This window comes from Allobosea sp. RIT-PG3_2 (genome assembly GCF_057321085.1).
The window spans coordinates 1-24,357 of record NZ_JBXWCA010000001.1 but is presented as its reverse complement, the minus strand read 5'-3'; the positions used below and the strand labels follow the sequence as shown (position 1 = coordinate 24,357).

The following is a 24,357-nucleotide window of genomic DNA, read 5'->3' as shown; positions in this document are numbered from 1 at the left end:
ATTCCAACGGCTGAGGGCAGGGGGTGTATTTTCGCTGCATTGCACCATTAAGCTGTAAGCACTTGCGCTCCTGCAGCATTGTCCAATAAATATGCATAATCTCGATTGCCTCAAAAGCAGGCTGAACAGTTTGAACATCGCTGGAATTCCCATTGAATCCCGCGCCTTCCTGGCGCCGATGTCCGGCGTGACCGACATCGTCATGCGCCGGCTCGCCGCACGCCGCCATGCCGGGATCGTGGTTTCGGAAATGGTGGCGTCGGACGAATTCGTGCGCGGCAGCGAGGAAGCGCGCATCCGCGCCGAGGGCGCAGGTGTCTCGCCGCATGTCGTCCAGCTTGCCGGCTGCGATCCGCATTGGCTGGGCGAGGCGGCCCGGCTCGCCGAGGCCAATGGCGCTGATATCGTCGACATCAACATGGGCTGCCCGGCGAAGAAGGTGACGGGCGGCTGGGCCGGTTCGGCGCTGATGCGCGACCTCGATCACGCGGTGACGCTGGTCGAGGCGGCGGTCTCGGCCGTGAAGGTGCCGGTGACGGTGAAGATGCGGCTGGGCTGGGACGATGCGTCACGCAACGCGCCGGAACTCGCGCGCCGCGCCGTCGTTGCCGGCGCGCGGATGATCACGGTCCACGGCCGGACCCGCCAGCAGTTCTACAAGGGCAAGGCGGATTGGCGGGCGATCGAAGCAGTCCGCGCGGCGGGAGATTTTCCGCTGGTGGCCAATGGCGATATTCACGACGCGGCCGATGCCAGAGCCTGCCTGGCGCAATCGGGTGCCGATTTCGTGATGATCGGGCGAGCGGCACTCGGCCGGCCCTGGCTGGTCGGCGAGATCGGCGCCGCACTCGATGATCGCACGCTCGCACCGCTCTCATTGGCGGAGAAGCTCGCCGTGGCATGCGAGCACTATGAGGGCCTGCTGGCCTTGATGGGACCGGCCCATGGCGTGCGCCATGCCCGCAAGCACCTCGCCGCCTATGCCGACGAGGCGATGGCCGAGGGCTGCGCGCCCGATCCCGAGCGGCGGCGCACGCTGCTCACCTCGGAAGACCCTCGTCAGGTCCTCGGGGCGCTGACGGGGTTGTTTTCGACCGAACGCAGCCGCGAAGCGGCCTGAGATGGAAAGGAAGAGCCGATGACGGCGATGTTTGCCGACAAGGGGCTCGGGAGCATGAGCACCTACCTCCTCGATCCCATCGAGGTTCAGGCGCTGAATGTTCTGCCCATGCCGGTCCTGGTGATCGGCGAAGGCCATATCGTGATTTACGCGAACACGGCGGCCGAGGATTTCTTCCAGTCGAGCGCGGCCGTCCTGAAGCGACAACGCATCGACGATCTCATCGCCTTCGGCTCTCCCGTGCTGGGGCTGATCGAGGATGTGCAGCGCCGCGGCGCCAGCGTCAGCGAGTACCGCCTCGACCTCGGCTCGCCACGCCTCGGTATTGATCGCATCGTCGATGTTTTTGCCTCTCCCTTGCCCAGCCAGGGCGATGCGGTCGTAGTGATGCTGCAAGAACGGACAATTGCCGAAAAAATGGACAGGCAATTGACGCATAGAGGAGCAGCCCGCTCGATCACGGCGCTCGGCGCTATGTTGGCCCATGAGATCAAGAACCCGCTCTCGGGCATTCGAGGGGCGGCCCAGCTGCTCGAAGGCTCGATCTCGGATTCGGACCGGATGCTGACCCAGCTCATCTGCGACGAGACCGATCGCATCGTGAAGCTGGTCGAACGCGTCGAGCTCTTCGGCGACGAGCGCCCCAGCGAGCGCGACCCCGTCAACGTCCACGACGTGCTCGATCACGTGAAGCGCCTGGCGCAATCGGGCTTCGCCCGGCACATCCGCTTCTCGGAGGTCTATGATCCGTCGCTGCCGCCGGTAGCCGGCAATCGCGACCAACTCGTCCAGGTTCTGCTCAATCTGGTGAAGAATGCCGCCGAAGCCATTGGCGAATATGCGATCGACGGCGAGATCACGCTGACGACGGCTTATCGCCCGGGCATTCGCATGCAGGTTCCGGGATCGACCGAACGGATCGCGCTGCCGCTCGAAATCGTCATCCGCGACAACGGTTCCGGCGTGCCGCCGGACCTCGTCCAGCACCTGTTCGATCCCTTCGTGACCACCAAGGCACAGGGAAGTGGCCTTGGACTTGCACTCGTTGCCAAGGTGATCGGCGATCACGGCGGAATCGTCGAATGCGAGTCCGTCCCTCGTCGTACGCAATTCAGGATCCTTCTGCCGCTGCACCAGCTGGGTCACGGCAGTCAACGCAAGGCCTAATCGAACACATGCCGACCGGGAACATCCTCGTCGCCGACGACGACGCCGCGATCCGCACCGTCCTGAATCAGGCGCTCGCCAGGGCCGGCTATGAAGTCCGCACAACCGGGCAGGCGGCGACATTGTGGACCTGGGCCGCCCAAGGGCTGGGCGACCTGATCATCACCGATGTCGTGATGCCGGACGGCAATGCCTTCGACCTGCTGCCGCGCATCAAGCGCGTGCGGCCCGAGCTGCCGATCATCGTCATGAGCGCGCAGAACACCTTCATGACCGCGATCAAGGCTTCCGAGCGCGGCGCCTACGAATATCTGCCGAAGCCTTTCGATCTGAAGGAGCTCGTCGCCATCGTCGGCCGCGCCTTGTCGCGTCCACGCGGCGAGGCTGCCCGCAGCCACGCCGCCGAGCCCGAGGACATTCCGCTGATCGGCCGCTCGCCGGCGATGCAGGATGTCTATCGCGCGCTGGCCCGGCTGATGCCGATCGATCTGACCGTGATGATCAACGGCGAGTCGGGCACCGGCAAGGAGCTTGTGGCTCGGGCGCTCCACGACTACGGCAAGCGCAAGAACGGCCCCTTCGTCGCGATCAACATGGCCGCGATCCCGAAGGACCTGATCGAATCGGAGCTGTTCGGCCATGAGAAGGGTGCCTTCACCGGCGCCCTGACGCGCTCTTCCGGCCGCTTCGAGCAGGCGGAGGGCGGCACGCTCTTCCTCGACGAGATCGGCGACATGCCGATGGAGGCGCAGACCCGGCTGCTGCGTGTTCTCCAGCAGGGCGAGTACACGACCGTCGGCGGGCGTACGCCGATCAAGACCAATGTCCGCATCATCGCCGCGACCAACAAGGATCTGCGGATCTCGATCGCGCAGGGCCTGTTCCGCGAGGATCTGTTCTTCCGGCTCAACGTCGTGCCGATCCGCCTGCCGCCGCTGCGCGAGCGGGTGGAGGACATTCCGGATCTGGTTCGCCACTTCTTCTCGCTCGTCGAGAAGGAGGGGCTGCCGCGCAAGCAGGTCGATTCGGAAGCGATGGACGTGATGCGGCGCTATCGCTGGCCGGGCAACGTCCGCGAGTTGGAGAACCTGGTTCGCCGCCTGGCAGCGCTTTATCCTCAGGAGACGATCACCGCCCCGATCGTCGAGGCCGAGTTGCAGCCGGCCGCCTCCGGATCGGGCTACGCCGGAAGTCCGGCCGCTCCCGAGCGCGCCGAGACGCTGTCAGGTTCGGTCGAGCGCCATCTCGGCCAGTATTTCGGCGGCTTCGGTGACAATATCCCGCCGCCCGGCCTTTATCACCGCATTCTCCGCGAGATCGAGCCACCGCTGATCGCCGCCGCGCTGGCCGCGACCCGCGGCAATCAGATCAGGGCGGCCGAACTGCTGGGCCTCAACCGCAATACGCTCCGCAAGAAGATTCGGGAGCTCGACATGCAGGTGGTCCGCTCGCCGCGCTGAGCCGCGGCCCCGCCTTGCCCATGTCATATTTTGACAACACCGTTGCGGCGGCGCATCAGTTGCGCCCGTAGGCGATGCCATGTTTCGGCAGCGCCGCATCGGAGTTGTCAGAACACGTGTCCGCTTCCGTAACTGAAGCCAGAATGATGCCGCGCGGTGAGGAGAAATCCCGCCGCGTTTCCGGCTGGATCGGCGGGATCGTCGTCCTGCTGGCGCTGGTCTCGGCGTTGCTCACCTTCCTCGTCCTCTCGGGCGCCACGCCGATCGCGCCGGTCCACGAAGTCGTCATCGCGGTCTTCGTTCTCAATGCGCTGTTGATTCTGGCGTTGATGGTGATCGTCGCCTTCGAAGCGGCTGTCCTGATCCGCGCGCGAAAGGCAGGGGCCGCGGCCGCCGGGCTGCATGTGCGGATCGTCGGCCTGTTCAGCATCATCGCCGCGCTCCCGGCCGTCCTCGTCGCCATTATCGCGACCTTCACCATCGAGCGCGGCCTGGAGCCCTGGTTCTCGGACCGGATGCGCGACGCGATCTTCAAATCGGTCGAGGTCGCCGACGCCTACGCTGCCAGCCAGTGCCGCTCGCTGGGCCGCGAAATCCGCGTGCTCGCCGATGATCTGACGCGCGCCAAGCCCGCCTTCGATGTCGACCGCAAGTGGTTCGAGACGTTTCTGACGTCACGCGCCACCGCGCTCGGCGTCCCCGTCGCCGCGATCATGCAGCCGCCGGACAAAGTGATCGTACGCGCGAGTATCGACGTGCTGCGCGATGCGCCCAAACCCGATCAGGCCGCCTTCGACGATGCCCAGTCGGCGCCGGAGCCGATCTGCGTGATACCTCGCGCTGGGCGGGTCTTCGGTGCGGTGATGAAGCTGCCGGCCTACGAGAACAGCTTCCTGCACATCGCGCGCGAGGTCGATCCGCTGGCCGTGGAGTTTCCGGCCGTCGCTCGTGGCGCGGCCGTCGAGTATCTGTCGATCGACGCCCGCCGCAAGGGTGTCCAGGTCGCCTTCGCCTCGATGTACGGCCTGATAGCACTGATCCTGCTGCTCTCGGCGATCTGGCTGGGCCTGAGCTTCGCCAACGGCCTCGTCGCTCCGATCCGACGAATGATTCACGCGACCGATCAGGTCTCCAGCGGCAATTTCTACGTCCAGGTCCCGATCCGAAGATCCGAGGGCGATCTCGCCCATCTCGGCGAGACCTTCAACAAGATGACGGCGGAGCTCCGTCGCCAGCGCGACAGCCTGGTGACGGCGAGCGAGGTCATCGACAAGCGACGGCGCTTCACCGAGACGGTGCTGTCCGGCGTCTCGTCAGGCGTGCTCAGCCTCGACGGCGATGGCCATGTCACGACGATCAACCGCTCGGCCGAGACCTTGCTCGGCACCGGCGGCCGCCTGCTCGGCAAGCCGATCGCGGAGATCGCTCCGGAAGTGGCGTCCTTCGTTGCCGAGGCGCTCCAGGGTCGGCAGCGGCAGATTTCCGGGCAAGCCACGCTCACGCGCGGCGGCCAGGACCGCATGGTCAACATTCGCGCCGCCCGCGAAGGCGAGGGGAGCGGCGCTGGGCTCGTCGTCACGCTCGACGACATCACCGATCTGGTCTCCGCGCAGCGCACGGCCGCCTGGGCCGACGTCGCCCGGCGCATCGCCCATGAGATCAAGAACCCGCTGACGCCGATCCAGCTCTCGGCCGAGCGCATCAAGCGCCGGTTCGGCCGCGTCATCACCGAGGGCAAGGACGTGTTCGACCAGTGCACCGACACGATCGTGCGCCAGGTCGAGGATATCCGGCGCATGGTCGACGAATTCTCCTCCTTCGCCCGCATGCCCAAACCCTCGTTGACGCGCGAGGACATCGTCGAAACCGTCAGGCAGATCGTCTTCCTCTGGCGGGTCGGCAATCCGGAAATGACGATCGAGGAAAGCCTGCCGGCAGAGGCGGTTCCGGCGCAGTTCGACCGCCGCCTGCTCTCGCAGGCGCTGACCAACGTCATCAAGAACGCGACGGAGGCGATCGAAGCCGTGCCCGCCGAGGAACGCGGCCGGGGGCATATCGACGTTCGGCTGGAACGGCGCGACGACGGGCGGATCGTCATCGAGGTCATCGACAACGGCAAGGGGCTGCCCGCCGACCAGCGCCAGAAGCTGCTGGAGCCCTACATGACGACGCGCGAGGGCGGGACCGGTCTCGGCCTCGCCATCGTCGGCAAGATTCTGGAGGACCATGGCGGCGGCATCGAACTGCTCGACCGTCCGGATGCCTCCAGCGGAACGAGGGGCGCCCGCATTCGCCTCTGGTTCCCTGAAACGGGCCCTTCTTCCGAGGCCGATGGCGGCGATGAGGCCGCCCAGCCGGGCTCCGGCCCGGTCGCTCCTGATTCGAATGATGGGATACGCTTATGAGCGCTGACATCCTGGTAGTGGACGACGAAGTCGATATCCGCGATCTGGTCGCCGGCCTTCTCGAGGATGAAGGCTACCGCACCCGCAAGGCGGGCTCCGCCGACGAGGCGCTCGCCGCGATCGCGGCGCGCCGGCCGAATCTCGTCTTTCTGGACATCTGGCTGCAGGGCAGCCGCCTCGACGGCCTGCAGGTGCTGGAGCTGATCAAGGAGGGCCACCCGGATCTCGCCGTGGTGATGATCTCCGGCCACGGCAACATCGAGACCGCCGTCTCCGCGATCAAGAGCGGCGCCTACGACTTCATCGAAAAGCCGTTCAAGGCCGACCGGCTCGTTCTCGTCGCCGAGCGGGCGCTCGAAGCGTCGCGGCTGCGCCGCGAGGTGAGGGACCTCAAGACCCGCTCTGTTCAGGCCAACCGCATCGTCGGGCGCACGACAGTGGTGAACCAGCTTCGCCAGACGATAGAGCGCGTCGCGCCGACCAATGCCCGCGTCCTCATCACCGGCGAGCCGGGCTGCGGCAAGGAACTGACGGCGCGGACGCTGCACGAGGCTTCGACGCGCACGAGCGGGCCCTTCGTCGTCATCAACGCGGCGACGATCACCCCCGAGACGATGGAGGAGGAGCTTTTCGGCGTCGAGGGCGGCGATGGCCGTTCGCGCCGGATCGGCGCGCTCGAGGAAGCGCATGGCGGCTCGCTCTATATCGACGAAATCGGCGACATGCCGCGCGAGACGCAGAACCGCATCTTGCGCGTGCTGGTCGACCAGAACTTCCAGCGTGTCGGCGGCGCGACGCGGGTCCATGTCGACGTCCGCATCATCTCCTCGTCGAGCCGTGACCTGGCGCAACTCATAAGCGACGGGCACTTCCGCGAGGACCTCTATCACCGCCTCAGCGTCGTGCCGATCCGGGTGCCGCCGCTCTCGGAGCGGCGCGAGGACGTGCCGGAGCTGATCGAGTTCTTCATGGACCAGATCTCCATCGCCAGCGGCCTGCCCAAGCGCCGGATCGGCTCGGACGCGATGGCGGTGCTGCAATCGCATGAATGGCCGGGCAACGTCCGTGAGCTGCGCAACAACGTCGAGCGGCTGATGATCCTGACCAAGGGCGACCCCAACTCCGAGGTGACGGTCGAGATGCTGCCGGCCGAGGTCGGCGCGATGGTGCCGACGACGCCTTCCGGCTCGGGCGGCGAGAGGCTGATGAGCCTGCCGCTGCGCGACGCGCGCGAGATCTTCGAACGCGAATACCTCATCGCGCAGATCGCCCGGTTCTCCGGCAACATCTCGCGGACGGCCGAGTTCATCGGCATGGAGCGCTCGGCGCTGCATCGGAAGCTCAAATCCCTCGGCGTCGGCTGAGCCATTCTCGCAGGGTGCATCTGCACGCCACGCAGACGCACCTGCAAAAAAACGCGGCATTGCTGCACTTGCGTTGCAGGCGAACTCGACGATCTAATGGAGCATCGGTGTTCCGAGGTTGGTGGAATGCGCCGCCGGCACGAACGGAACGAACTGGATCGCGGGCGTAAACCGATCGACGATCCCAACAACAGGGACTACCCATGGCCGCAGAGCGGGCACAGAACCTTCAGGACACCTTCCTCAACCACGTGCGCAAGCAGAAGATTCCGCTGACGATTTTCCTCGTCAACGGCGTGAAGCTGCAGGGCGTCGTCACCTGGTTCGATAATTTCTGCGTGCTTCTGCGGCGTGACGGTCATTCGCAGCTCGTTTACAAGCATGCGATCTCGACGATCATGCCCGGCCATCCGGTGCAGCTGTTCGAGCCCGAGGAAACGGACAAGAACTGATTTGGCTGCAAGCCACGACCACGACAAGGAGCGGGCGGCCCCGAAGCCGCTCGACGAGATCGAACGCGACATCGCGGCGAATACGCGCGCCTATGTCGTCGGACCCTATCTGCAGAAGCGAGGCGTCGCCACCGACGCCAACCAGCGCTCCTTCGCAGCACGGCTGGACGAGGCGGTAGGGCTGGCGGCTGCGATCGACCTGACCGTCGTCGAGCCCGTGCAGGTGCTGCTCACCGCACTGAGGCCGGCGACCTATATCGGCAAGGGCAAGGTCGAGGAGCTGGCCGAGCGCGTCAAGATCGAGGAAATCGGCCTCGTCGTGATGGACTGCGCCTTGTCGCCGGTCCAGCAGCGCAACCTCGAAAAGGTCTTCGGCTGCAAGGTCATCGACCGCACCGGCCTGATCCTCGAGATTTTCGGGCGCCGCGCCCGCACCAAGGAAGGCGCGCTTCAGGTCGAGCTCGCCCATCTGAACTATCAGAAGAGCCGGCTCGTGCGGTCCTGGACCCACCTCGAGCGCCAGCGCGGCGGCTTCGGCTTCCTCGGCGGCCCCGGCGAGACCCAGATCGAGGCGGACCGGCGCATCATCCAGGAACGCATGACCAAGATCGAGCGCGATCTGGAGAGCGTGAAGCGCACCCGCTCGCTCCATCGCGCCAGCCGGAAACGCGTGCCTTATCCAATCGTTGCGCTCGTCGGTTACACCAATGCGGGAAAATCCACGCTCTTCAACCGGCTGACCTCGGCCGAGGTGCTGGCGCAGGACATGCTCTTCGCCACGCTCGACCCGACGGCGCGCGCGATCAAGCTGCCGCATGGCGCGCGGATCATGCTGTCCGATACCGTCGGCTTCATCTCCGACCTGCCAACGCAGCTCGTCGCCGCCTTCCGCGCCACGCTGGAGGATGCGATCGAGGCAGATGTGCTGCTGCATGTCCGCGACGTCGCCCATGACGACACGCAGGCGCAGGCCGCCGACGTCCAGGCGATCCTGCGCGATCTCGGCATCAACCCGGATGACGGCCAGCGCGTCATCGAGGTCTGGAACAAGGCCGATCTGCTCGACCCGGCAGAACGCGAACGCCAGCTCGGCATCGCTTCGCTCCGGGCGTCGGAGGTACGGCCGGTCCTGGTCTCGGCGCTGACCGGCGAGGGGATCGAGCGCCTGACGCAGGCCATCGAAACCCGCATCGCCCATAGCAGGCCGGTCTATGGGCTCAATCTCGCTCCCGGCGACGGCAAGTCGCTCGCCTGGCTTCACGCCAATGGTGAAATCCTCGAGCGCGATGATGCGGAGGATGGCGAGCTGAAGCTCATCGTCCGGCTGCCGCCGGAGCGGGAAGGGGCGTTCACCGCCCGGTTTCCGCAAGCCGAGCGGCGACGATAGCGCGAGGCCCAGAAGGCCGTCATGCTCGGGCTTGGCCCGAGCATCTCTCGCCGGACGAGGCCCCGGTCAGGCGCTCTCTCGTCCAAAGATTCTTGAGACTGCACTTCGCTCCGCCGGGAATGACGGCCTTGGCGCTCCCGTCAGCCGCCCGCTTTCTCAGCCCTCTTCACCGCCTGCCAGAGCGCCTCCAGCTCTTCGAGCGTCGCGTCCTTGGCGTTTCGCCCCTGAGCTTCAAGCGCCTCCTCGATACCCTTGAAGCGACGCTCGAACTTGGCGTTGGCGGCGTTGAGGCATCCTTCCGGGTCGGCGTCGACATGGCGCGCGAGGTTGGCGATGACGAAGAGCAGATCGCCGATCTCCTCCTGGATCGCGGCCTTGTCGCCGCCGGCGAGCGCCTCGTCGATCTCCAGCGTTTCCTCTCGAATCTTGTCGAGCACGAGCCGCGCGTCGTTCCAGTCGAAGCCGACCGTCGAGGCCCGGGCCTGCAGCTTCCAGGCACGGGAGAGGGCCGGCAGGGTGTGCGGCACCCCGGCTAGGATGCTCTTGTCCTCCTCTTGCGGCGACAGGCCGGCGGCTTCGCGTGCCGCCGCCTTGGCCGCCTTCTCCTCGGCCTTGATCCGGTGCCAGAGCAGCTTCACCTCAGCCGGCGAGAGGTCACGCGCATCGCCGAAGACATGCGGGTGCCGGCGGATAAGCTTGCTGGTGATCGCCTCCACCACATCCGGAAAGGCGAAGGAACCTTCCTCCTCGGCCATGCGCGCATGGAAGACGACCTGGAGCAGCAGGTCTCCGAGCTCGTCCTTGAGATCGAGCTTGTCGCCACGCTGGATCGCATCCGCGACCTCATAGGCCTCCTCGATGGTATAGGGCGCGATCGAGCCGAAATCCTGCTCCAGATCCCAGGGGCAGCCGGTCCCGGGCGTGCGCAGCGCCGCCATGATCTCGATGAGCCGGGCAATATCGCAAGAGGGCTTCAACGCTGCATGTCTCCGTGAATTGAAGGAGAGCGTCGAGCGAAAAGCGAAACCCTGCCTTTCGCTGCAGCCATGCTCTCGACTTTGAGAATCGATCACGTTTTTTCGCATTCGGATGTTTCCATCCGAGTGCGCCGTGATCTAGCGTCCTCCCATGATTCAAGTCACCCCGTCCATTGCGATCGACGAGAGCGAGATCGAGGAAAGCTTCGTGCGCGCCTCGGGGCCGGGCGGCCAGCACGTCAACAAGGTCTCGAGCGCGGTGCAGATCCGCTTCGACGTGCGCCAGTCGCCCAATTTGCCCAACGATGTCGCGATCCGCTTGATGAAGCTCGCCGGCAGCCGGCTGACGCAGGACGGCGTCATCATCATCGTCGCCCAGGCGCAGCGCAGCCAGAAGCGCAATCGCGAAGAGGCCGTCGAGCGCCTGCTGGAGCTGATCCGCGCCGCCGCAGTTCGCCCGGCCGTTCGGCGCGCGACGAAGCCCACCAAGGCCTCGAAGGAGCGCAGGCTCGCCTCCAAGGAGCGCCGCTCCGGCGTCAAGGCCGGCCGATCGAAGCCGATGTCCGACTAGCATGCCTGAAATCGCCGACAGGCCAGGGCAGGGCGCTCGCCCTGCACGCATCCCACGGCGCATCACCGCCGACTATCTGCAGCGGGCGGCAATGCATTATCTCGAACGCTATGCCGCGCCCGCGGCGCAGCTGCGCCGGGTGCTGACACGCAAGATCGCCATGAGCTGCCGCCACCATGGCGAGGACCCGGCGGCTCATGCGGAAGCGCTCGATACGGTGATCGCGCGCTGCGTTTCGACGGGTTTGATCGATGATCGCCGCTTCGCCGAGGCGAGGGCAGCCACCTTGCGGCGCAAGGGCCAGTCGAGCCGCGCGGTCGCGGCCCGGTTGACCGCGAAAGGAGTCGGCCGCGAGTTGGTGGGTGAACTCGCAGCCACGAATGCGGACGACGAGATCGCGGCCGCGCGCATCGCCGCGACACGCCGCCGGCTCGGCCCCTGGCGCAGGAGCGACCGCGCAGCGTTCCGGCAGAAGGACCTGGCCACGCTGGCCCGCCTCGGCTTCGGCTATGCCACGGCGCGCGCCGTCATCGACGGCGATGTGGAAGGCGAGGCCTAGGAGGCGGCTCGTCGCAAGCCGCAGCTCGGGCTCACCTCACTCCAGCTTGACCTGCGCCTCCTTGACGACCTTGCCCCAGCGGTCGACCTCGGCCGTGACGAAGCGCCCGAAAGCCTCGCCGCTCAGGGTCGGAATGGGCGAGCCGCTCTTCTTCCAGACTGCGTCGATGGTCGGCGTCTTCAAGGCCTTCTCGACCTCCGTCCGCATGCGGGTCACGATCTCAGCCGGCGTGCCTTTCGGTGCCCAGAGCGCATACCAGGTCGAGACCTCGTAACCGTCGAGGCCGGCCTCCTTGGCCGTCGGCACATCGGGCACGGCTTCGGAACGGGTGGGCGCTGCGACCGCAAGCGCGCGCAAGGCGCCGCTCTGGATCTGCGCGGCCGACGAGCCGAGACCGTCGAAGAGGATGTCGACCTGCCCCGCGACAGTGTCCTGCAGGGCCGGGCCGGCACCGCGATAGGGGACATGGGTCAGCTTCGTCCCGGTCGATATCTGGAAGAGTTCGCCGGCGAGATGATGCGTCGTGCCGTTGCCGGCCGAGGCATAGTTGAGCTTCTCCGGGTTCTTCTTGGCGTAGTCGACGAGCTCGGCCACGGTCTTTGCCTGGACCTTGCCGGGATGGACGACGATGACCTGCGGCGGCAGGGCGATGACGGCGATCGGGATGAAATCGGTCTGGATGTTGTAGTCGAGCTTGGGATAGAGCGCCGGCGCGATGGCATGGTGCGCGGCCCCGACGAAGAAGGTGTAGCCATCGGGCTTGGCCTTGGACGCAGCCGACGCACCGACCGTGCCGCCCGCTCCACCGCGATTCTCGATCACGATGCGCTGGCCCAATTGCTGATCGAGCTGCGCGGCGAGCGGTCTCGCGAAGGTATCGGTGCCGCCACCCGCCGGGAAAGGCACGATGAAGGTGATCGGCCGCGCCGGCCAGGTTTCGGCCGAAGCAGGAGTCTGCAGTGCGACAACGGACGCGGCGACAGCCGCAGCGATGAGATATCGCTTCGAAATCATCAACTTCTCTCCCTGGAAAAGGCTCTTGCCGGCCTTCGATACGCATCTGATGAAGCGCACTTCTCGGTCGATTAGGCCATCGCATCGTTCGATTTGGCAAGCGCGCGCTGATGGGATCGTCGTTGGCATCGCGGCCCCGGCCGCTCATAGTGACGGACGACATTGGGTGCATGATCATGAGCCGGCTCGACAGCTTCATCCGTCGCCTTCAGGCTCAGCGCAGCATGCTGGACTGGGCAGCGGATCGCATCGAGGGGCAGGAAGGGCTGGTCCTGGAATTGGGGCTCGGCAACGGCCGCACCTACGATCATCTGCGCGAGCGGCTGCCCGGCCGCGAGATCCATGTGTTCGAGCGCAATCCCAGCCCCAACCCCCGATCGATGCCGCCCCGCCATCTTCTCGTCGTCGGGGAGATGGAGGAGACGCTGCCGGCCTTCGCCGCCCGGCACGCAAGCGCAGCCGCCCTGATCCATGTCGACGTAACGACCGGCGTGCCTGACCGGGACCACCTGGCCTTCGCGTGGCTGCCGGATCATGTCGCAGCGCTGGCCAAGCCAGGCGGCCTGATCGTCACAGGCTGGCAGCTCGACCACCCGGCCTTCGAGGCGGTGCCGCTTCCTGACGATGTGCCAGACGGCCGCTACTTCGCGTACCGGCGTCGCTAGCCGTCCCCAGAGAGAGTGCAACGATCCCGCGCCATGCCGATTGAATTTATAGCCGCAGAATATGCAGCTGAGGACAATCTCTGTTCCTGCCTTTGGCCCGTTGACCGCAATGAAGTCAGAACGAACAGCAATTCAAACGGAGTTGTTCTGCAGCCATTCGATCAAAAACGTATAGCTGACTCCGAGCAGGACCGGCCCTACGAACAAACCTAGAAGCCCATCGACAATCACGCCACCAAGAACACCAATAAGAATGATTGGCATGGGGACTTCGAGACCCCTTCCGAGGAACAACGGACGGAGAACATTGTCGCTGAGGCCGACAACGATATTCCAGATCAGAAAGATGATCGCCGGCTGCGTTGCCTCGGAATAAAAGACGTAGCCGACGACGGGCAGGGTCAGCAGAATCAGCGGCACCTGCATGATACCCAGCAGCAGCGCCACGAGCATCAAGGGACCGGCCGCCGGGAGTCCGATGGCGAAGAAGCCGCAGCCCAACAGCAGTGACTGGATGAGCGCCACGCCGACCACGCCGAGCCCCACGCCGCGGATCGTGGCCGCGGTCAAGGTAACCAGGCGCACGGCGCGCTCCTCGCTGCCCGTGATGCGTTCGAGCGTGCGGAGAGCAAACTGGCCCGCAGCTGGACCATGGACAACGAGCACCGCGGCGATCGCGAATGAAGCGACGAACGACAATTCGCCGATGGCGAGGTCGCCGGCGGAGGAGGCGAGCCAAGCCAAGGGGCCGCTCACCAGATGACCGTATTTTGTCAGCGCTGCCGGCAGGTTGGAAGCGACGAGAGACCAGATCTCCGTCAGCTTCTTGCCGACAAGCGGAGTGCCATCGAGCCATAGCGGCGGCTGCGGCACCGTCAGACCCTGACTCTGCAAAGTCGAGATACCCGAATAGAGCGACGTCGCCAGCGACGTCACCAGCATCACCATCGGTCCGAGCATCAGCGCGACGCCGATCAGGCCGATCAGCAGCGCCGATCCCCGCTGGCCAAGCCGCGGCGCCAGACGCAAATGAAGCGGATACAAAATCACCGCCAGGATGGCCGACCAGATCAAAAGGAACGCGAAGGGCAGGACAATCCGGGCGCAGGCATAGACGAGCAGACCGATGAGCCCGATGCGAATCGCGCTGTCGATCAAGGTCGAATGCTCGATCGAGTCGTGGCGCTTTGGCGCCTTCCTATCCATCGTTCCGATCCTGACTCAAACTGTCGCGCAAGCTCGCGCGCCCGGGGCAGTCACCAGCCCAACCGCGGTAGGGCCGGCAATTCCAGGGGCGTCGGCGCAGCTCCGCCGGACAGAGCGGAACAGAGGCTTTCAGCGCCTGCCCGCCCGATTGACCGGGTCCCCTCGATTCATCGGCGTTCCAGCCCGCACGCCCACGCCTGGTGCCCCGACACCCGGTGTCACCGCGGCACGGACGCCCCCCGCACCTGCCGAGACGAACACTGCGACCAGAGCCGACAACCCGACAGGGAGCTTCATCGTTACCTCCATCGCCATTTTTCAGGGATAGGCACTACGAGTCGGCGGCATAGAGCGGGTAAGGGCGTCGGGATCGACCGTTTGACGGACACGCCCATGAAGGCTCGATAAGGCTCGATCAGATCGTCATCAGCGCAATCAGGACGGGCCCCCAAGCCGTTAGCAGGATGTTGCCGATGGCATAGGGAACCGTGTAGCCGAGAGCCGGTATGCTGCTTTGGGCCTCGTCCTGGATCGCCCTGAGCGCGGCGGTGATCGTACCGGCGCCGGCGCAGGCGCCCAGTACAATGAGCGGATCCATCCTCAGGACGTAACGCCCGAACAGAATCCCGATGGTGTGCGGGAGCAGGGACGAGACCAGCCCGACTGCAACGAGGCTGACGCCGGTCGCTTTCAGGCCGGCGACGAAACTCGGCCCGGCGCCCAGTCCGACGATGCCGATGAACATGCAAAGCCCGACCGTATCGAAAATCCAGATCGCCGGCTCCGGAATGCGGCCGAAGAACGGATAGGCGGAGCGCAGCCAGCCGAAGAGCAAGCCCATGAACAAGGCGCCGCCGCTGGCGGTCAATGTCAGCGGCACGCCCCAGACGGCGACCGACAGCAGGCCGAACAGGCCCCCCAGGAAGATTCCGAACCCCACGAAGACCATGTCGGTCGCGGGCGTCCGTCTGTCGGAATAGCCGATCACGGCCGCAGCGCGCTCGACCTCCGTCAGCGGCCCCACAAGGGACAGGACGTCGCCGCGATTGAGACGCGTCGTCGGGATCACCGGCATGGCGATGCCCGAACGTGTCAGCTTGGCGAGAAACACCCCGCGCGCGAACTCCCCCTCGGCCAGCTCGGCCAGTGATGTGTCGTCGAGCTTGCGGCTTGTCACGATCACGTCGAGAGCCTCGATCGGAATGTCCAGCAGATCGGGGTCGCTCACCTCCGGGCCGATGACATCGCCGCGCGCCGCGTGGACTTCGAAGCGCGCCATGACAGCGATGATGTCGCCGGCCCGGACGCGATGCTCAGAGGCATGATCGAACAGGGTATCGCCGCTGCGGCCACGCAGAACGAAGATGCGAGACTTCTTCGGCAGGGCTTCCAGCTCTGCAATCGTCTTGCCAATCAACTGCGCATTCTCGACGCGATAGGCGCGCACATCGAACAGGCGAGCGGCCGATGTGATGCCATCGACCTCGCCGGCCGATCCCGACTTGTCCGAATGCAATGCTGCCGTGGCTGCGCGCGCGGCCTCGCGCAGGTCAATTCCCATCAGCTTGGGGCCAATCTTGGGGAGGAACCAGACGAGCGCGGTCGTCCCGACCAGATAGGTGACGGCGTAGGCGACCGGGATATTGTTCACGAGCGCCCGGCGCTCGGCCTCGGGAAGGTCGAGCCGCTGGATCGCTTCTCCGGCTGTTCCGATGACCGTCGATTCAGAGAAAGCGCCGGCCAGGAGGCCCGCCGCCGTGCCCATGTCGTAACCAAGCAGCTTCGCAAAAGTCAGCGCGATCAAAAGGCACGACACGCACAGGACGACCGTAAGCGCCATCTGCGGAAACGCATCTTTCTTCAGGGCCCGGAAGAATTGAGGGCCGACCTTGTAGCCGGTCGTGAAAAGGAAGAGGTCGAAGAAGACCGATTTGACCGTCGCCGGGATCTTGATGTCGAGCTGCCCGACGAGCACTCCCGCAAGCAGGCAGCCGACGACGACGCCGAGGCTGAAGCTCCCGAATTTCAGCCGGCCGATCAGAAAGCCGAGCGCGACCGTCAGGAAGATGGCGAGCTCGGGGTTGTTCCGTAGGGCTTCCACCACGAAACTCATGCCGGTCCTCTCTGCAAAAAGGCCTGGCAATCGACCGGCGCGACGACCGATCGACTGCCCGGCGATGCTGCTGCGTGCAGCGCAGCTTCAGCTTACTTCGCTTTGGCAGGCGCCGCGCCGCCGGGCGATTTCGTCTTGTTGAGGGCGAGATTGTAAGCGTCGAAGGCTTGCCGGTAGCCCCGGGCGACCGCGCGCGTGGCACGTCCGATCTGGCTGTAGACCTCGTCGTCGAGATTGGCGAAGGAGACGCGGACCGACCAGTCGGGCGCGTGGAAGCCGCCGCCGTTGAGCAGCACGATGCCGTGGTCCTCGGCGAGCCGGAACACGATGTCGAGCGGGTGAACGTGTTCCTTCATATAGGCCACGACCTCTGGCCCGACATATTTGTTGGCCCAGAATTCGAAGTCGATCAGGCCGTAATAGCGATCATGCAGCAGGTTCTCGGGCACCTCGATGCCCAACCCCTCGATCATCCGCTCGGCTCTCGCCCTGACGATCCCCATGCATGTCTTCTGGTAAAGCTTGTCCTCGTCCATCAACTCGGACAGCGAGAACATCGACATCATCACCTGCTGCGGCAAGGAGAGACCGGCAGTGTGATTGAGCGCGATGTCGCGGCTATCGGCGACGATACGGTCGATCAGCTTCATCTCGCGGGGCTTGAGCGTCAGCGGCCCGTAACGGGAATCGAGCGCCGCCGATATCTTCTCCGGGTGGGCGGCGATGGCCTTGTCGAAGATGTTCTCGCGGTGGATGGCGATGACGCCGAGCCGCCAGCCGGTACAGCCGAAGTACTTCGAATAGGAGTAGACGCCGATCGTGTTGCGGGGCAGGGCGCCGAGCAGGCCGCGGAAGCCCTTCACGAAGGTTCCGTAGACGTCGTCGGTCAGCAGCAGGAGATCGGGGCGCTTCGTCTCGACCAGCTTGACGATCTTGGCGATCGTCTCCTCGCTCAGGGCGACCGCATAGGGGTTGCCCGGATTGACGACGAAGAACGCCTTGACCTTGGGGTCCTCGAGCTTCTTCAGCTCCTCGTCGGTGAACTGGAAGCGGTTCTCCTGCGGGGCTGCCACCGTGACGATGTTGAGCCCGTAATCCTCGAGATGCGGCATTTCGAGGTAGGGCGTGAAGATCGGCGTCGCCAGGGCGATGGTATCGCCGGCATTCAGCAGCCTGTTGGCCTTCAGCGACTTGAAGATGTAGCACATCGCCGCCGTGCCACCCTCCACGGCGTAGAGGTCGAACTGACCGGAGGGACGCGGATCGCCGCACATCGCCCACATCAGGTATTCGTGCACGATCCGCTCGTTGTGGACGAGCATGCGATCCGGCACCGGGTAATTGTCGCCGATGATCGAGTCGACGAGTTCATGGACGAAGGCGTCGGGCTTGAAGTCGAACTTCTTGACCGCGAACGCGACCATGTCCCGCAGGAAGGTGGCTCCGGGCGCGTCCTTGTGCTCCCCAAGCCAGTCCTCGAGGCGTTTCGCGATCCCGTCTGCCTTGGGCATGCCGCCGATCCCGGCCGGCTTGTTCATCACCCGCCGGCTTTCCGTGATCGCGAATTGCCCGAGCAGGAAGAAGCCCTCCCTCGGCGTCATCGCCACCCAGTTCGGATTGCCACGGCCGGCATTGAGAAGCGCGATCGAGGATTCTTGCGAGGTCAGCTTGGCGAGACGGATCAGCTCGTCCTTGATCTCGAAGGGGCTGAGCTTCTCGAAGGTCCGCAGAGTGACAGGATCCATGACGTTCTCCCGGTAAGACTGGAAATCGGGGCGGAGCCGCTCCGCTAGGTCAGCAGCATGATGATCACCATGCCCCAGATGGTCAGAAGCGTGTTTCCGACGGCGTAGGTCACGGTGTAGCCGAGCGCCGGAACCTGGCTGCCTGCGGTTTCGCAGATCATGCCCAGAGCCGCTGTCGTGGTACGTGCTCCCGCGCAGGCCCCGAGCAGGATCGCAGGATCGAAGCGGAAGATGTACTTGCCGGCGAACATGGCGAGGATCAGTGGGATGGCCGTCGCCAGAGCGCCCCAGAGGAACAGGCCGACCCCTTGCGTCTGCAGCCCTTTGACGAAGCCCGGGCCTGCCGAGATGCCGACAACGGCGATGAAGATGTTGAGGCCGACCGAATTCATGAACCAGACGGTCGAGCTGGGAATACGGCCGAAGACGGGACGCACCGAACGCAGCCAGCCGAAGACCAGACCCGAAATCAAAGCACCGCCCGCGGTCGATAGCGTCAACGGGGCGCCCCCGACCTTGAAGACGAGCGCGCCGATCAACGCACCGAGCGTGATCGCAGCACCGATGAAGGCGACGTCGGCGACGTCGCTCGGGCGGTCGGCATGGCCGATGACCTTGGCGACCGCGGCGATGTCCTGCGTCCGGCCGACGATGGTGAGAATGTCGCCGCGATGGATCACCGTGTCACGCAGGACGGGGATGTTCACGGCGGTGGCACCGCGAACGATCTTCCGAAGGAAAACGCCACGTGCGGCAGGCATCTGGGAGAGCTCGGCGAGCGTCTTGCCGTCGGCGTCCTTGCTGGTGACGTAGACATCGACACCTTCGGCCTTCACATCGAGAAGCTCCGGATCCTCGACCTCGTCGGCGTTCTGGCCGATCAGGTTGACGAGCACCTCGCGGGGCCCTGCGATGGCGATGATGTCGCCTTCCTGCAGGATCGTGTCGGTTGTTGCGTCCTCGATGAGGCCATTGCGCCGCACACGCTCGACGAAGACGCGCGCATCCGGCACGAGCGCTTCGGCGTCTGCGGCGCGCATGCCGATGACCTTGGCGCCGCTTCGCACTCGAAAGGCGCGCAGCTCGAAACGCCGCCACACGGAGCCGGGACCGCCTATCTCCGTGCCGCCGCCAAGCCTTGCTTCGTAGTCCTTGCAGGCCTGGACGAGATCGATGCCGAGGAGTTTCGGTCCCAACATCGCCAGGACCATCGCGGAGCCGACGGTGCCGAAGATATAGGTCACAGCATAGGCGATCGGCATCGCGTCGAGATATTCCTTGGTCTGTTCGGGAGAGAGCCCGAGGCGGTTGATAGCGTCGGTCGCCAAGCCCATCGAGGCGGAGATCGTCTGCGAGCCGGCATAGAGGCCGGCTGCGTATCCCGGATGATAGCCGGCGAATTTTGCGATGATGACGGGGATCGCGAGGCAGAACACCGTGACCACGACCGCAAAGATCGCTTGGGGTGCGCCGTCCTTGGCGATGCCTCGTACAAACTGGGGGCCGACGCCGTAGCCGACGGCGAACAGGAACATGAGGAAGAACGTCGATTTGACGTTCGGGGAAATCGTGATGCCGAGTTGTCCGATCACGACCGCGGCGATGAGCGTCGAGGTCACCGCGCCGAGACTGAAGCCCTTATAGGCGAAGCCGCCGACATAATAGCCGATCGCCAGCGAAAGAAAGAGCGCGATCTCGGGGTAGCTGCGAAGCGTACTAGCGAACCAGTCGAACATTCCGATCCCCTGTTTCTGGAATTCGAAGCCCGCCGAATTTCCGGCCAGCCCTTCAGAACTTGGGCTTGCCCCGCATTCTCATTTCTTCTTGCTCATGAGGACGTCCGGCTTCAGCAATTTGAGGCCTTTTGCTTTCTCGTAGCCGTGGATCTCCTTCACATCGAGCTTTCGCATGAAGGTGATCGTCTCGTGCGTCACGACCTGGCCTGGCACGAGGATGGGGAAACCGGGCGGATAGGGGATGACGAAGTTGGCCGAGATCAGTGCCGGGCCTTTGTCGATGCGGCGGTCGCATTCCGGGCTGTCTATGCGCAGATACTCGCACTTTTCCTCCTTATAGGCAGAGAAGAAGGCGGTGCGGATGTCACCTTCCGGGGTCGCTTTTCCGGCGTCCATGCGGAACGCATCGTGGAACCGGCTGAAATTCGGAAGGTCGGGCACCTCGTTCATCAGGCTGTGCACGCGAGCGTCAAAGGCCTTGCGCTCATCCTCGCCGCCCTGGCGCAGGCGCAGCTCGATCTCGTTGCTGATCTTGAGCAGGACCCCGATCAGGAGCGCGACGTCGCTGCGGGTGTTGTTGATGTTCGACTGCAGCAGCACCGAATTGCGCGAGGTCTTGTTGACCTGGATGTTGTATTGCGCGGCAAGCAGGCCCTTGAACGACGTGCCGTCGAAACCCGCCGTTCCGCAAACCAGCGTCATGCGGGTCGGATCGAGGCAGAACTCGTCTTCCCGCATGCTGCGCAACTGATCGTCCCAGCGCGTGTCCGGCGCAAGGAAATCGATGAATCCGCTGGTTCGGTACTCTTGCGGCACCATTCCGTCGGCACCGACGACCCTGAAGTATTTCGAGATGACCGGATGGACGGCGATCTCGCGCCTGATGTCGAGCGCGACCTCGATGGCGTTCATCACCAACCCGTAGCCCTCCAGCTCCATCTGCCGGCGCGCGACGTCGAGGCTGGCGATGAGCTGCTGGTTCGGGCTGGTCGAGGCATGGGTGAAGACGGCCTCGTGAAACTGCGCCTCGACCTTGTGGAAATCGACATCCTTGACCAGCACCATCGAACCCTGGCGGATCGCCGACATCGATTTGTGCGTGGAATTGGTCTGGTAGACCCGCAGCCTGATGGCGTCCGGATCAGGCACCAGGCGCGTATCGAGGAGCTTCTCGGCTGAAGGGTTAGCACCAAGCGCTGTCCGCTGTTTCTTGTGCTGCGCGGCCGCGTCGGGATCCTGCATCCAGGCCTCGATGTCGGCCGCGGCGCCCATCGCGGTCCGTGGCCGCAGGAAGGGCGACCAATGCGCGAAGCCGAACCAGGCCTCGTCCCACAGAAAGATCAGGTCCGGCTTGATGGCGAGGCACTCCTCCATCACGCGCCGCGTGTTGTAGATGTGCCCGTCGAAGGTGCAGTTGGTCAGGTCGACCATCTTGACACGGTCGAGGCGTCCTTCGGCCTTGAGATCCAGCAGGGCCTTCTTGATGGTACGCAGCGGCACCGCCCCGTACATCGAGAACTCCGGCATGGGGAAGGCTTCGACGTAGAAGGGCTGCGCGCCGCACAGTACCAAACCGTAATGGTGCGACTTGTGGCAGTTGCGGTCGAGGATGACGATGTCGCCGGGCCCGATCAGCGCCTGCAGCACCATTTTGTTGGAGGTGCTCGTCCCGTTGGTAACGAAAAAGACTTCGTCGGCGCCGAAGGCCCGCGCAGCCATCTCCTGCGCGCGCTTGATGTTCCCCGTGGGCTCGAGAAGGCTGTCGAGACCGCCGGTCGTGGCGCTGCTCTCCGCCAGGAAGAGGTTGATGCCGTAGAACTGCCCCATGTCGCGGATCCAGGGCGAGCGGAACACCGATTTGCCGCGTGCGATCGGGAGCGCGTGGAAGGTGCCGACAGGCCGCTGCGCATAGCGCTTGAGATTGTCGAAGAACGGCGTTTCGTAGCGCGCCGCGATGCCCTCCTGCACCGAGAGATGGAGTTCGAGCGGCTCCTCGATCTGGTACATGACGCGCCTGATTATGGCGGCCCGCGGATCGCCGGCGAGCTTCTCGACGCGCCGGTCCGACAACAGGTAGATGTCGAGCTCGGGCCTGATCGCTTTCAGGCCGGCCGCGAGCCGCAGCGCCAGATCGGCTTCGTCCGCCTTGTCGAGATAGGGCTGCTGCGCCGCGAGCACGCTGCGCAGCACCGGCGCGTCGTGCCGCGACTTCAACGCGAAGCCTTCATAGATGACGACAGCAGCGATGTTCGGGTTGAGCACGGCCGCACAGACTGCATCCTCCAGGCTGCCGACCAGGACCGTCTCGTAAACGAAGGCGTCCTCGGCGCGCCGCAGGCGGCGGAATTCGGCGGCCATATGCGGCCAGCGCGCCATCGGCGCCGGCGTCACGGCCAGCATCTCGAAATAGGGCCTATAGACCGGCGACTCTCCCAACGAGGACGGGAGCATGTCGGCGGGCTCCGCCAGCGACAGGTCGGCCGCCTGCCATTCCTTTGAGTCGTGCTTGTAATTGCCTGTGATGATCGCCACCGAGATCCGCTTGGCGAGCGAGAGGAAGCCGCTGGCGTCGTCGTTCTGGAGGAAGCCTCGCAGCACCGCGATAAGGTCGGCTCCCGGGAATGCGTGAAACTCCTCGATGACACCCAGTTCGTCGAGTGCGGCCTCGACTGCGCTGCGGCTCTTGCTGCCCGTCGACCAGGAACGCGCCACCGCGTGAAGGTCGCGCCAACGGTCGGTGCGACCGGACGGGGCGGAGAAAAAGTGATCGATGCTGCGCGATTCCTGAACGGGAGAAGCCATCCTGTTTCCTTCCCTCTCGCAGGTCGCACTGTATTGGGGCCGATGGTCAGCCAAGCTCAGCACATCCCGGGCTGATCGCGTATTGTCCCTAGGGACAGGTTTCCGCTCTTGCGGATGTGCTAATGATTGATCGAGCGACGGTTTCTGGTTGCTGAAATTGCAATCCAGTGTTGGCGCAGATTGAGCCGACCTTGAGCTTAAAGCTGCCAGAAACTTTTGCGCCCGACTGTGATTTGTTGTCGCGGAGCTAATCGGATGAACAAGATTTCATTGATCGGCGTGATCTCAGCGATATTCGCTGCCGCAGTATTCTCGTCCACCTTCCCGCGCCCCGCCGCTGCGTGCAATCGTATAAATGGATGCACGATGGATGTTCTGCTCGAGGGGCATGACATGATGCACGACGGCCGCATGAACGAAAACATGCGCGAGGGTCAGGAGAACATTCAGGCCTTCCGCCGCCAGCAAGCCGCGGATCAAGCTGCAGGTCGCACTGCTCCGCCGAGCAGATAAGCATCACTGCGGCAAGAGGCGCGCTGCCAGTGCGAGGTAGGACCATGCATCTGCGAATTGTGTTCGCCAGCGTCATCGTCAGCGGGCTCGTCTCTCAGGCGTACGGGCAGGCGACCGCGCCACCTTTGCAACCGCAGGCGCCCGTGGCGCCCCAGGCAGGGCAGGGCGAAGAGGTTCTCTCCAGCGCCCAGCTCGATGCGCTCGTCGCGCCGATCGCGCTCTACCCCGACGCCTTGCTCGCACAGGTGCTGATGGCTTCGACCTATCCGCTGGAGGTGGTGCAGGCGGATCGATGGTTCGCAACCAACAAGAAGCTGAAGGGTGACCCGCTGAAGGCAGCCGTCGACAAGCAAACCTGGGACGCGAGCGTGAAATCGCTCGTCGCGACTCCTTCGGTCCTGGAGATGATGAGCAAGAATCTCGACTGGACCCAGAAACTCGGCGATGCCGTCCTGGCCCAGCAGCCCGACGTCATGGACGGTGTCCAGAGGATGAGGGCGCGAGCCTACGACGCCAAGAAACTGTCTTCCGGTTCACAGCAGAACGTCACGGTCCGGCAGGACAGCGGCAAGCAGACGATCCTGATCGAGCCGACCCGGCCGGATACGGTCTACGTGCCTTATTACGATCCGGGGGTGGTCTACGGCTCCTGGCCATATCCCGCCTATCCACCCTATTACTTCCCTGCACCGGGTTATGTCGCGGCCGGGGTTGTCGCGACGGGCATCGCATTCGGCGCCGGCTATGCGCTCGGGCGGTGGACGTCGGGCGGATACTGGGGCGGAAACGTCAACTGGGTAGGCGGGAACATCAATGTCAACCGCGATCGCGTGACGCATTGGGAGCACAACCCCCAGCACCGCCACGGCGTCCAATACCGCAACAACGCCGTCCAGCAGAAATTCGCGAACAACAACCTGCGTGCCGGCAGCGAAGGCCGGATGGATTTCCGTGGACGCAGCGGCGACGAGGTGCTTCGGCCGGGCGGCGACCGAGGCAATGCGGGGGCGGGTGCCCGTCCCGAGCAAAGGCCCGCCGACCGCGCGAATGCCGCCAATCGACCGGATCGCGGGCCTGGCGATCGGGCCGGGGCCGGCAACC

At 64.8% G+C, this 24,357-nt stretch carries 19 protein-coding genes; 12 read left to right on the top strand and 7 right to left on the bottom strand.

The genetic code is table 11. The features are described from left to right. Positions 1-91: 91 nt before the first annotated feature. The 7 genes from dusB to hflX all read left to right on the top strand — a co-directional run bounded on the left by dusB (position 92) and on the right by hflX (position 9,355). On the top strand, positions 92-1,120 hold the full coding sequence (gene dusB, locus AC2FAN_RS00095) for a tRNA dihydrouridine synthase DusB (protein ID WP_485172271.1): 1,029 nt from the start codon (positions 92-94) through the stop codon (positions 1,118-1,120). Positions 1,121-1,174: 54 nt separating this feature from the next. Then, positions 1,175-2,287, top strand: coding sequence for a two-component system sensor histidine kinase NtrB (locus AC2FAN_RS00090; RefSeq protein WP_485173036.1), 1,113 nt, complete (start codon positions 1,175-1,177; stop codon positions 2,285-2,287). Between the two features lie 8 nt (positions 2,288-2,295). Further along, positions 2,296-3,747 carry a nitrogen regulation protein NR(I) gene (ntrC, locus tag AC2FAN_RS00085; RefSeq protein ID WP_265053450.1) on the top strand — a complete coding sequence of 484 codons (1,452 nt, stop codon included), beginning with the start codon at positions 2,296-2,298 and terminating at the stop codon, positions 3,745-3,747. 143 nt (positions 3,748-3,890) lie between these two features. Then, positions 3,891-6,152 carry a sensor histidine kinase NtrY-like gene (locus AC2FAN_RS00080; RefSeq protein WP_485172270.1) on the top strand — a complete coding sequence of 754 codons (2,262 nt, stop codon included), beginning with the start codon at positions 3,891-3,893 and terminating at the stop codon, positions 6,150-6,152. Next, entirely contained in the window at positions 6,149-7,516 is a 1,368-nt protein-coding gene (gene ntrX / locus AC2FAN_RS00075; RefSeq protein ID WP_485172269.1) for a nitrogen assimilation response regulator NtrX, read from the top strand. The genes AC2FAN_RS00080 and ntrX overlap by 4 nt, the downstream gene beginning before the upstream one ends. Positions 7,517-7,719: 203 nt before the next feature. Then, on the top strand, positions 7,720-7,968 hold the full coding sequence (gene hfq / locus AC2FAN_RS00070) for an RNA chaperone Hfq (protein ID WP_038365847.1): 249 nt from the start codon (positions 7,720-7,722) through the stop codon (positions 7,966-7,968). Position 7,969: 1 nt separating this feature from the next. Continuing rightward, positions 7,970-9,355 carry a GTPase HflX gene (gene hflX / locus AC2FAN_RS00065; protein ID WP_485172268.1) on the top strand — a complete coding sequence of 462 codons (1,386 nt, stop codon included), beginning with the start codon at positions 7,970-7,972 and terminating at the stop codon, positions 9,353-9,355. Between the two features lie 140 nt (positions 9,356-9,495). On the opposite strand, the gene mazG is transcribed toward hflX, so the two are convergent. Further along, positions 9,496-10,332, bottom strand: a complete 837-nt coding sequence (gene mazG / locus AC2FAN_RS00060) for a nucleoside triphosphate pyrophosphohydrolase (protein WP_485172267.1) — start codon at positions 10,330-10,332, stop codon at positions 9,496-9,498. A gap of 151 nt (positions 10,333-10,483) precedes the next feature. Between mazG and arfB the strand changes: the two genes are divergently transcribed. Continuing rightward, a complete protein-coding gene (gene arfB / locus AC2FAN_RS00055; RefSeq protein ID WP_485172266.1) occupies positions 10,484-10,903 on the top strand; it encodes an alternative ribosome rescue aminoacyl-tRNA hydrolase ArfB in 420 nt (139 codons plus the stop codon). A 1-nt stretch (position 10,904) separates the two neighbouring features. Further along, positions 10,905-11,462 carry a regulatory protein RecX gene (locus AC2FAN_RS00050; protein ID WP_485172265.1) on the top strand — a complete coding sequence of 186 codons (558 nt, stop codon included), beginning with the start codon at positions 10,905-10,907 and terminating at the stop codon, positions 11,460-11,462. 36 nt (positions 11,463-11,498) lie between these two features. Here the strand turns inward: AC2FAN_RS00050 and AC2FAN_RS00045 are convergent, their stop codons facing one another. Further along, the gene (locus tag AC2FAN_RS00045) at positions 11,499-12,476 is read right to left on the bottom strand and encodes a Bug family tripartite tricarboxylate transporter substrate binding protein (protein ID WP_485172264.1); all 978 of its coding nucleotides are present in this window, start codon (positions 12,474-12,476) and stop codon (positions 11,499-11,501) included. A 176-nt stretch (positions 12,477-12,652) separates the two neighbouring features. On the opposite strand from AC2FAN_RS00045, the gene AC2FAN_RS00040 reads away from it, so the two are divergent. Further along, positions 12,653-13,141, top strand: coding sequence for a class I SAM-dependent methyltransferase (locus tag AC2FAN_RS00040; RefSeq protein WP_485172263.1), 489 nt, complete (start codon positions 12,653-12,655; stop codon positions 13,139-13,141). Between the two features lie 132 nt (positions 13,142-13,273). Here AC2FAN_RS00040 and AC2FAN_RS00035 read toward each other — a convergent pair whose 3' ends face one another. The 5 genes from AC2FAN_RS00035 to AC2FAN_RS00015 all read right to left on the bottom strand — a co-directional run bounded on the left by AC2FAN_RS00035 (position 13,274) and on the right by AC2FAN_RS00015 (position 22,743). Next, positions 13,274-14,347, bottom strand: coding sequence for an AI-2E family transporter (locus tag AC2FAN_RS00035; protein ID WP_485172262.1), 1,074 nt, complete (start codon positions 14,345-14,347; stop codon positions 13,274-13,276). A gap of 415 nt (positions 14,348-14,762) precedes the next feature. Further along, positions 14,763-16,460: an aspartate-alanine antiporter gene (gene aspT / locus AC2FAN_RS00030; RefSeq protein WP_485172261.1), complete on the bottom strand. Its 1,698-nt coding sequence runs from the start codon at positions 16,458-16,460 to the stop codon at positions 14,763-14,765. Positions 16,461-16,552: 92 nt separating this feature from the next. Continuing rightward, positions 16,553-18,205: a bifunctional aspartate transaminase/aspartate 4-decarboxylase gene (locus AC2FAN_RS00025; RefSeq protein WP_265053461.1), complete on the bottom strand. Its 1,653-nt coding sequence runs from the start codon at positions 18,203-18,205 to the stop codon at positions 16,553-16,555. 44 nt (positions 18,206-18,249) lie between these two features. Then, the gene (aspT, locus tag AC2FAN_RS00020; RefSeq protein ID WP_485172260.1) at positions 18,250-19,941 is read right to left on the bottom strand and encodes an aspartate-alanine antiporter; all 1,692 of its coding nucleotides are present in this window, start codon (positions 19,939-19,941) and stop codon (positions 18,250-18,252) included. A 78-nt stretch (positions 19,942-20,019) separates the two neighbouring features. Next, positions 20,020-22,743: an aminotransferase class I/II-fold pyridoxal phosphate-dependent enzyme gene (locus AC2FAN_RS00015; protein ID WP_265053463.1), complete on the bottom strand. Its 2,724-nt coding sequence runs from the start codon at positions 22,741-22,743 to the stop codon at positions 20,020-20,022. A gap of 255 nt (positions 22,744-22,998) precedes the next feature. On the opposite strand from AC2FAN_RS00015, the gene AC2FAN_RS00010 reads away from it, so the two are divergent. Together AC2FAN_RS00010 and AC2FAN_RS00005 are read left to right on the top strand one after the other, a co-directional pair. Beyond that, positions 22,999-23,256 carry a hypothetical protein gene (locus AC2FAN_RS00010; protein ID WP_485172259.1) on the top strand — a complete coding sequence of 86 codons (258 nt, stop codon included), beginning with the start codon at positions 22,999-23,001 and terminating at the stop codon, positions 23,254-23,256. Between the two features lie 44 nt (positions 23,257-23,300). Continuing rightward, positions 23,301-24,357 (top strand): DUF3300 domain-containing protein (locus AC2FAN_RS00005; protein WP_485172258.1); only part of this gene is annotated, 1,057 nt, incomplete at its 3' end.